This is a genomic window from Deinococcus rhizophilus, from assembly GCF_030271215.1.
Taxonomy (GTDB): Bacteria; Deinococcota; Deinococci; order Deinococcales; family Deinococcaceae; genus Deinococcus; species Deinococcus rhizophilus.
The window spans coordinates 1-5,807 of record NZ_JASNGB010000188.1; the positions used below are offsets into that span (position 1 = coordinate 1).

At 70.1% G+C, this 5,807-nt stretch carries 8 protein-coding genes; 5 read left to right on the top strand and 3 right to left on the bottom strand.

The genetic code is table 11. The features are described 5' to 3' along the window. Both QOL99_RS14550 and QOL99_RS14555 read left to right on the top strand, forming a co-directional pair. Positions 1-358 (top strand): TlpA family protein disulfide reductase (locus QOL99_RS14550; RefSeq protein ID WP_285524877.1); only part of this gene is annotated, 358 nt, incomplete at its 5' end. A 181-nt stretch (positions 359-539) separates the two neighbouring features. Continuing rightward, positions 540-2,189 (top strand): FAD-dependent oxidoreductase, encoded by a 1,650-nt coding sequence (locus QOL99_RS14555; RefSeq protein WP_285524880.1) that lies wholly within the window; start codon positions 540-542, stop codon positions 2,187-2,189. Between the two features lie 63 nt (positions 2,190-2,252). Here the strand turns inward: QOL99_RS14555 and QOL99_RS14560 are convergent, their stop codons facing one another. After that, the gene (locus tag QOL99_RS14560; RefSeq protein WP_285524882.1) at positions 2,253-2,690 is read right to left on the bottom strand and encodes a hypothetical protein; all 438 of its coding nucleotides are present in this window, start codon (positions 2,688-2,690) and stop codon (positions 2,253-2,255) included. Positions 2,691-2,707: 17 nt separating this feature from the next. Beyond that, positions 2,708-3,592 carry a metallophosphoesterase gene (locus tag QOL99_RS14565; protein WP_285524883.1) on the bottom strand — a complete coding sequence of 295 codons (885 nt, stop codon included), beginning with the start codon at positions 3,590-3,592 and terminating at the stop codon, positions 2,708-2,710. Positions 3,593-3,682: 90 nt separating this feature from the next. Between QOL99_RS14565 and QOL99_RS14570 the strand changes: the two genes are divergently transcribed. The 3 genes from QOL99_RS14570 to QOL99_RS14580 are packed head-to-tail and all read left to right on the top strand — an operon-like array spanning position 3,683 to position 5,273. After that, a complete protein-coding gene (locus QOL99_RS14570; RefSeq protein WP_285524884.1) occupies positions 3,683-4,069 on the top strand; it encodes a hypothetical protein in 387 nt (128 codons plus the stop codon). Continuing rightward, entirely contained in the window at positions 4,063-5,073 is a 1,011-nt protein-coding gene (locus QOL99_RS14575) for a hypothetical protein (RefSeq protein ID WP_285524886.1), read from the top strand. The genes QOL99_RS14570 and QOL99_RS14575 overlap by 7 nt, the downstream gene beginning before the upstream one ends. After that, a complete protein-coding gene (locus QOL99_RS14580; protein WP_285524888.1) occupies positions 5,070-5,273 on the top strand; it encodes a hypothetical protein in 204 nt (67 codons plus the stop codon). The genes QOL99_RS14575 and QOL99_RS14580 overlap by 4 nt, the downstream gene beginning before the upstream one ends. A gap of 182 nt (positions 5,274-5,455) precedes the next feature. Here QOL99_RS14580 and QOL99_RS14585 read toward each other — a convergent pair whose 3' ends face one another. Then, a complete protein-coding gene (locus QOL99_RS14585) occupies positions 5,456-5,773 on the bottom strand; it encodes a hypothetical protein (RefSeq protein WP_285524889.1) in 318 nt (105 codons plus the stop codon). Positions 5,774-5,807: the final 34 nt, after the last annotated feature.

Here is a 5,807-nt window from a genome sequence, read left to right on the forward strand (position 1 = left end):
CCTGCCCCGGCCCGCCGTGGTGAACGTCTGGGCGACCTGGTGCGGCCCCTGCCGCGCGGAGCTGCCGGTCCTGGCCCGTGCATTGGCCGCTGGTGAGCCCGTCGTGCTGATCAATGCCGGGGAGGACCCGGCGCAGGTACGCACTTTCCTGGACGGCCTCGGCGTTCAGGCCCCCACGTTCGTCGATGGGGGAGAGCTGCGGCAGGCCCTGCAGGTCAGCGGGTATCCCAGCACCTTCGTCCTGGACCGCACGGGGCAGGTCACGGCCCGCCACCTCGGACCGGTCGACGCTCCCCAGCTTCAGGCCCTGCTGCACGGGGCCAGGGCGCCGGGCGAATCGTCCCCTCCTGCCCCCTGAACCCCCTCGCCGGGNCCTGGACCGCACGGGGCAGGTCACGGCCCGCCACCTCGGACCGGTCGACGCTCCCCAGCTTCAGGCCCTGCTGCACGGGGCCAGGGCGCCGGGCGAATCGTCCCCTCCTGCCCCCTGAACCCCCTCGCCGGGGCCATGACCTGACCCCCGACCTCTGGAGCTTCCCATGAACCACGTTCCCCTCAACATCGTCATCGTCGGCGGCGTCGCCGGAGGCATGAGTGCCGCGACCCGGCTGCGCCGGCTCGACGAGCACGCCCGGATCACCGTTCTGGAGCGTGGCGAGCATGTCAGCTTCGCCAACTGCGGCCTGCCGTACCACCTCAGTGACGCCATCCCCGACCGCGAGCGGCTCCTGCTGCACACGCCCGAATCCCTCGCGGCCCGCTTCCGGCTGGACGTGCGCACCCGCCACGAGGTGACCGCCATCGACCGGGAGGCCCGGCGGGTGACCGTGACCGACCAGCGCAGCGGTCAGGTCCACGTTCTGCCCTACGACAAACTGATCCTCAGTCCCGGCGCGGCGCCGATCCTCCCGCCGCTGCCCGGGGTACCGCTGGCCTTCCCGCTGCGCACCCTCCCGGACCTCGACCGCCTCAAGGCCGCCGCCAAGACCCGTGGCCCGAACGCGGTCGTGATCGGAGCCGGGTTCATCGGCCTCGAGGTGGCCGAGAACCTGCGCGAGGCGGGCAAGGCGGTCACGCTGGTCGAGGCCGCTCCACAGGTCCTGCCGCCCCTCGATCCGGAACTTGCCGTCCTCGTGCAGCGGGAACTCGAGCGGCACGGCGTGACCGTGATCAGCGGCGTGGGCTTCAGCGCCATCACCGAGCAGAGCGTGACGCTGGCCGACGGCCGCGTCCTCCCGGCGGACCTGGTGGCCCTCGCGGTCGGGGTCCGTCCCGAGGACACCCTGGCCCGGCAGGCGGGGCTCGACGTCGCTGGGCGCGGCGGCATCCTGGTGAACGGGCAGCTCCAGACCAGCGACCCGGACATCTACGCGGTGGGGGACGCGGCGCTGGTGCGTGACGCGCTGGGGAACGTCGCCTTCGTGCCGCTGGCCTGGGGCGCCAACCGGCAGGGGCGGCTGGTCGCGGACCACATCGCGGGCCGGGACGTCTCGTTCGGCGGTCACCCGGCGACCGCCATCGCCAAGGTGTTCGGCCTGACCGCCGCCAGCACTGGATTGAACGAGCGGCAGGTCCGGGCTCTGGGTCTGACCCCGGCGGTGGTCCACACCCATCCGGGCTCGCACGCCGGGTACTACCCCGGGGCCGAGCCGATCCACCTCAAGCTCGTCTTCGATGCCCGAACCGGCCGCATCTACGGGGCGCAGGCGGTGGGCGGACAGGGCACCGACAAACGCATCGACGTCCTGGCCACCGCCCTGCATGCCGGCCTGAGCGCCGAGGACCTCGCGGACCTGCCTCTGGCGTATGCCCCGCCGTACAGCAGCGCGAAGGACCCCGTGAACATGCTGGGGTACGTGGCGCAGAACGTCATGGACGGCCTCACCCGTACCCGGCAATGGCACGAGGTGGCAGGCACGCACCGCCTGGTCGTGGATGTGCGCGAGCCGGCCGAGTATGCCCGCGGCAGCATTCCCGGAGCGGTGAATGTCCCGCTGAACGACCTCCGCAGCCGGCTGGACGAACTCCGGGAGCAGCCCGTCCTCGTGTACTGCCAGGTGGGGCAGCGCGGCCACGCGGCGGCGCGGCTGCTGACGGAACTCGGGGTGGACGCGGTGAACCTGGACGGGGGCTTCCTCACCTGGCAGGCGGGGCGGGCGGTGCCCACTCGCCTGCCCGTTCCCGGATGACCGCAGACGATGACTGACCGTCCTGTGCTGTGACTGGATTTATTCCAGGCAGACGAGACCCACTCACTCCTGCCAGCTCCCCCTGGCCAGCAGCAAGGCGATGGAATAGCTCTGGCCTCCCGCCTGCGCCCCGCTGAGTTCGCCGTATTCCTTCAGCAGGGCGTCCAGCCGCTCGTGAAACGCGCGGGCCTGGACCGCGTCCAGACGTAACCCTCCAATCGAGAGCGCCAGGGGTGCCGTCAGGCCCTGCGCGAACGAGATCGGACCTTTCAGTGTCCCCAGCCCGATCCGGTCCGCGTCTAGCCAGTAACCCCAGTCCGGCCCCTCGGCCAGCAGCTGCGCGGCCCCCAGAGCCACGATGCTTTCCAGCCGCGGCAGCAACTGCCTCCCCAGGAATTCCGTCAGGTGCGCCGCACCCGTCACCTCGAAGGGGATGAACCACGGGGCCGGCACCCGGTAGAGCTTCGTCGCCCGCCCCGCGCGGGGCCGTTCGCCTGCCACCTCCGCACTGTAGGGCCTCAGCCCCGTCGCAGCGGCACGAAGCTGCTGACCTTCTGGGGCTCAACTCGCCCCAGCGCGTCGATGGTCAGCACGCACAGCTGGTCGTAATTGGGATGCAGATCGATCTGGAGCGCAGGCTGGCCGACGGCGTCAAGGAGACGGTGGAGTTCAGGCGTTTCCATGTGGCCATGAACGCTCGCCTGAAAGCCGGCCGGGAGCGGTGCCAGGAAGGCGTAAGCGGGATTGTTCTGTAAGCCCAGCGGGAACCACACCACGTCATCGGAAGTCGGGTCAGGCCACAGGTCGGTGACGCGGTTCTGCCCACGGGCCACGCGCTCGGGGCTCGGGCGCGTGGCATGGGCCAGGAGCACCTGCTGGCCGGCTGGGCCGACCTCCAGCCACAGCCGGGCCTGATCGCGCAGCCAGCGCAGATCGTCGGCCAGAGCCCCCGCGTCCCCGCTCCCGTTCCAGCCGTAGGAGGCCGCGGCCTCGCGCCCACCGACCTTCCACCAGAGGTCCATCAAGGCCTGGTCACCGTCCAAGACGGCGGCCATGGCCATCACCTCATGGTTGCCCAGCACGACCTGCGCGCGGCCGGACTCCACTCGCGCACGAACCGCAGCCAGCACCTCACGGGAGGCGTCCGGGGCGCCGGGGGTACCGGGAAGGCCCCGGGCTTCCCGGCGCCGCGGGGAGTCGTCGATCAGGTCGCCCAGAAACACCAGACGGGCCGCTTGATACCTCGTCTCTGCAACCTCCAGGGCCGCGTGTAACCTTCCCGCGTCTCCATGGAGGTCGGGAATGATCAACCACGAGCCGTCCCAGGCGTCCAGTGTCCAATGCACCTGCCCACCATAGAGCCTGGGTTCGGGGCGCAGCGCCGTCTTTGAGGACAGGGACACGACGCATTGGTGCCTGCCACACGGGGGCGTTCCCAGAGCATGGTTTTCCTCACGCCCCGTCAGCGCGGTCACGGCAGACTGCCGGTCACCATGGGGCTTCAGCACGTGCTCAACATCCTGCCCCTCTGGGCGGTCTCCGCCGCGTTGGCCTGGGGGACGGCACGGTCACTGCTGGGCTCCCGTGTGGAATCGCGGGGATTGTGGCTCGGGGTGGCGCTGAGTCTGCCGGTCACGGCCGTGCTGGCCGTTTATCCCCGGCCCATCCGCTGGAACTGCTTCGACGAATTCACCTCTCCTCCCCGCGCGTTCCTGGCCGCCGGGCCGTTGATGATTTCTGCTCTCCTCCTGGGGCTCATAGCACGTCCGCGTTGGATCAGCATCTGGAGGCTGGCGTCGGGGCTGGCGGCCGCCATCCTCCTGCTCGCCGCCCTGCTGCTCCTCGTCTGGGTGCTGCTGATCGGGCGCTTCTTGTGCTGAAGCATCCACCCTCACCCGGTCAGGCCGCGAGATGGAGTGCCCTGAGCGTCCTCGTCCTGCTGCTCGCCCTGACCTTCTTTACACTCCCCCCGGAACCTGCCCGCGTGCTGGCCGCTCTGGGCTTCGTCGCCGCACTCGCGCTGACCCTCCGGACGGACGGCCTCCGCACCCTGCTGGCCTGTGGCGTGGGGGCCGCCTTCGGTCTGGGCATGAGCTTCCTGATCGGGGGCGTGTACTCCCGCGAGGTCGACCCCATGGGCGGTCACTTCGCCTTCTCGCCGCTCGACTTCGTGCTGCTGTTCGCGCTCCCGAATCTCGCGCTCTCGGGGGCCGCCGCCGGATTCGTGACCCGGCGGCTCTCCGGGGATCAGCCCTGGCGCCTGGCCTGGCTGCCGTCCATCACGACCACCTTGATCCTGCTGGGGGCGACGCTCCTGGTCCCCCATGACCGGGACGGGGCTCCGCTGAACCTCACCTGGGGCGCGCACCGGGCCACCGAGCGGCAGCGGGCGGCGACCGAGGCGCTGCTGGCGGGCCTGCCTCACCGGACGCTGCCCGTCTACGTCGATCCGGAGGGCAAAACCTTTCTGGTCGAGGAGGAGGGAGGAGCCGCCTATCTGGTGGACAATCCCTGGGAACGGGGCCACCGGGATCCCTACAGCCTGACCCGGCAGCTGTACTGCCCCACCCGTGGAGGGGGAAGTCGGCCGGTCGCCAAGTACCGGCGCGGAGCCCGCGAGATCTTTCTTCCAAGGGTGCAGACCCAGGGAGAGGAGACCACCGTGACCTTCCCGGTGCCCGTCTTCCGGGTAGAAGTGCGGGGACGCAGCGGGGATCCCTGGAAGGTGGTGGGCCGCTGCGTGAAGCAGGTGACCTTGCCGGAAGCGCCTGGCCAACTGCGGGTGCAACTGCCGACGGAGTTCGCGCCGCAGGCCCGCATGTTCGTGTTCGACCTGGCGACCGGCGAGGCGTTCCGGTCATGGGCTCAGGAGGAAACGCCATGAGGTGGTGGGCCATCTTGTCCGGCTTGAGTGGCGTGATCGCGCTGGTGAGCGGTGGGGTGGCCGCAGTGGTGGGTGGGCTGTTGCTGCTGTCGGGGGACCTGGCGCTGGCTCAGAAGTCTGGCCTCCTGGCTGTGACCCTGCTGGTGGTAGGAACAGTGCTGGTCCGGCGAGCGCAGGGCCTCCGCTCTCGGGACGGCTGAAACCCGCCTGGGTCCAGAGTTTGGGGCACGGACTTTGAAGGAGAGATCTCCGCACTGGGGTCGGTCGCCCTACAGTGGGCCGTGAGATGCTCGTGGCGAACCCCCTGGCCCGGCGCCAACTGCGGGTGGGCGCGGACCGGGAGCCGCCCACACTGCCAGCCAACCTCCGGGAGCCCCTCGGCTCACCTGTCGTGCGACGCGGCGATGGGTGCTTCGTCCTGCCCGCCATCACGCCGAATCACACTGCGTTCCAGATTGGACCCTCCTGGGACGAGACGGCCATCGAGTGTCTGGTCAACCATGTCCACCTTGACGTTCAGCCCGGGGACCGCCCCTTCCCGGACCTCCGGATGGGCCTTGCAGCCGCGGAATTCCTGCTTCGCCATCTCCAGCACCTGTTCCCCTCCGAGCCGTTCCGGGTGCTGGTCAGCGCCGACGAGGATGGCATGACCCTGCGCTTCCATCGGCGGCGAGCGGGCCAACAGTGGCTTGACTGACATCTTTCAGTTTTAGAAAAGCACGTCCAGCACGGCT

Coding starts and splice junctions, on each gene's coding strand:
- QOL99_RS14555 (WP_285524880.1), top strand. CDS start 540: ATGAACCACGTTCCCCTCAACATCGTCATCGTCGGCGGCGTCGCCGGA.
- QOL99_RS14570 (WP_285524884.1), top strand. CDS start 3,683: ATGGGGCTTCAGCACGTGCTCAACATCCTGCCCCTCTGGGCGGTCTCC.
- QOL99_RS14585 (WP_285524889.1), bottom strand. CDS start 5,773: ATGTCAGTCAAGCCACTGTTGGCCCGCTCGCCGCCGATGGAAGCGCAG.
- QOL99_RS14580 (WP_285524888.1), top strand. CDS start 5,070: ATGAGGTGGTGGGCCATCTTGTCCGGCTTGAGTGGCGTGATCGCGCTG.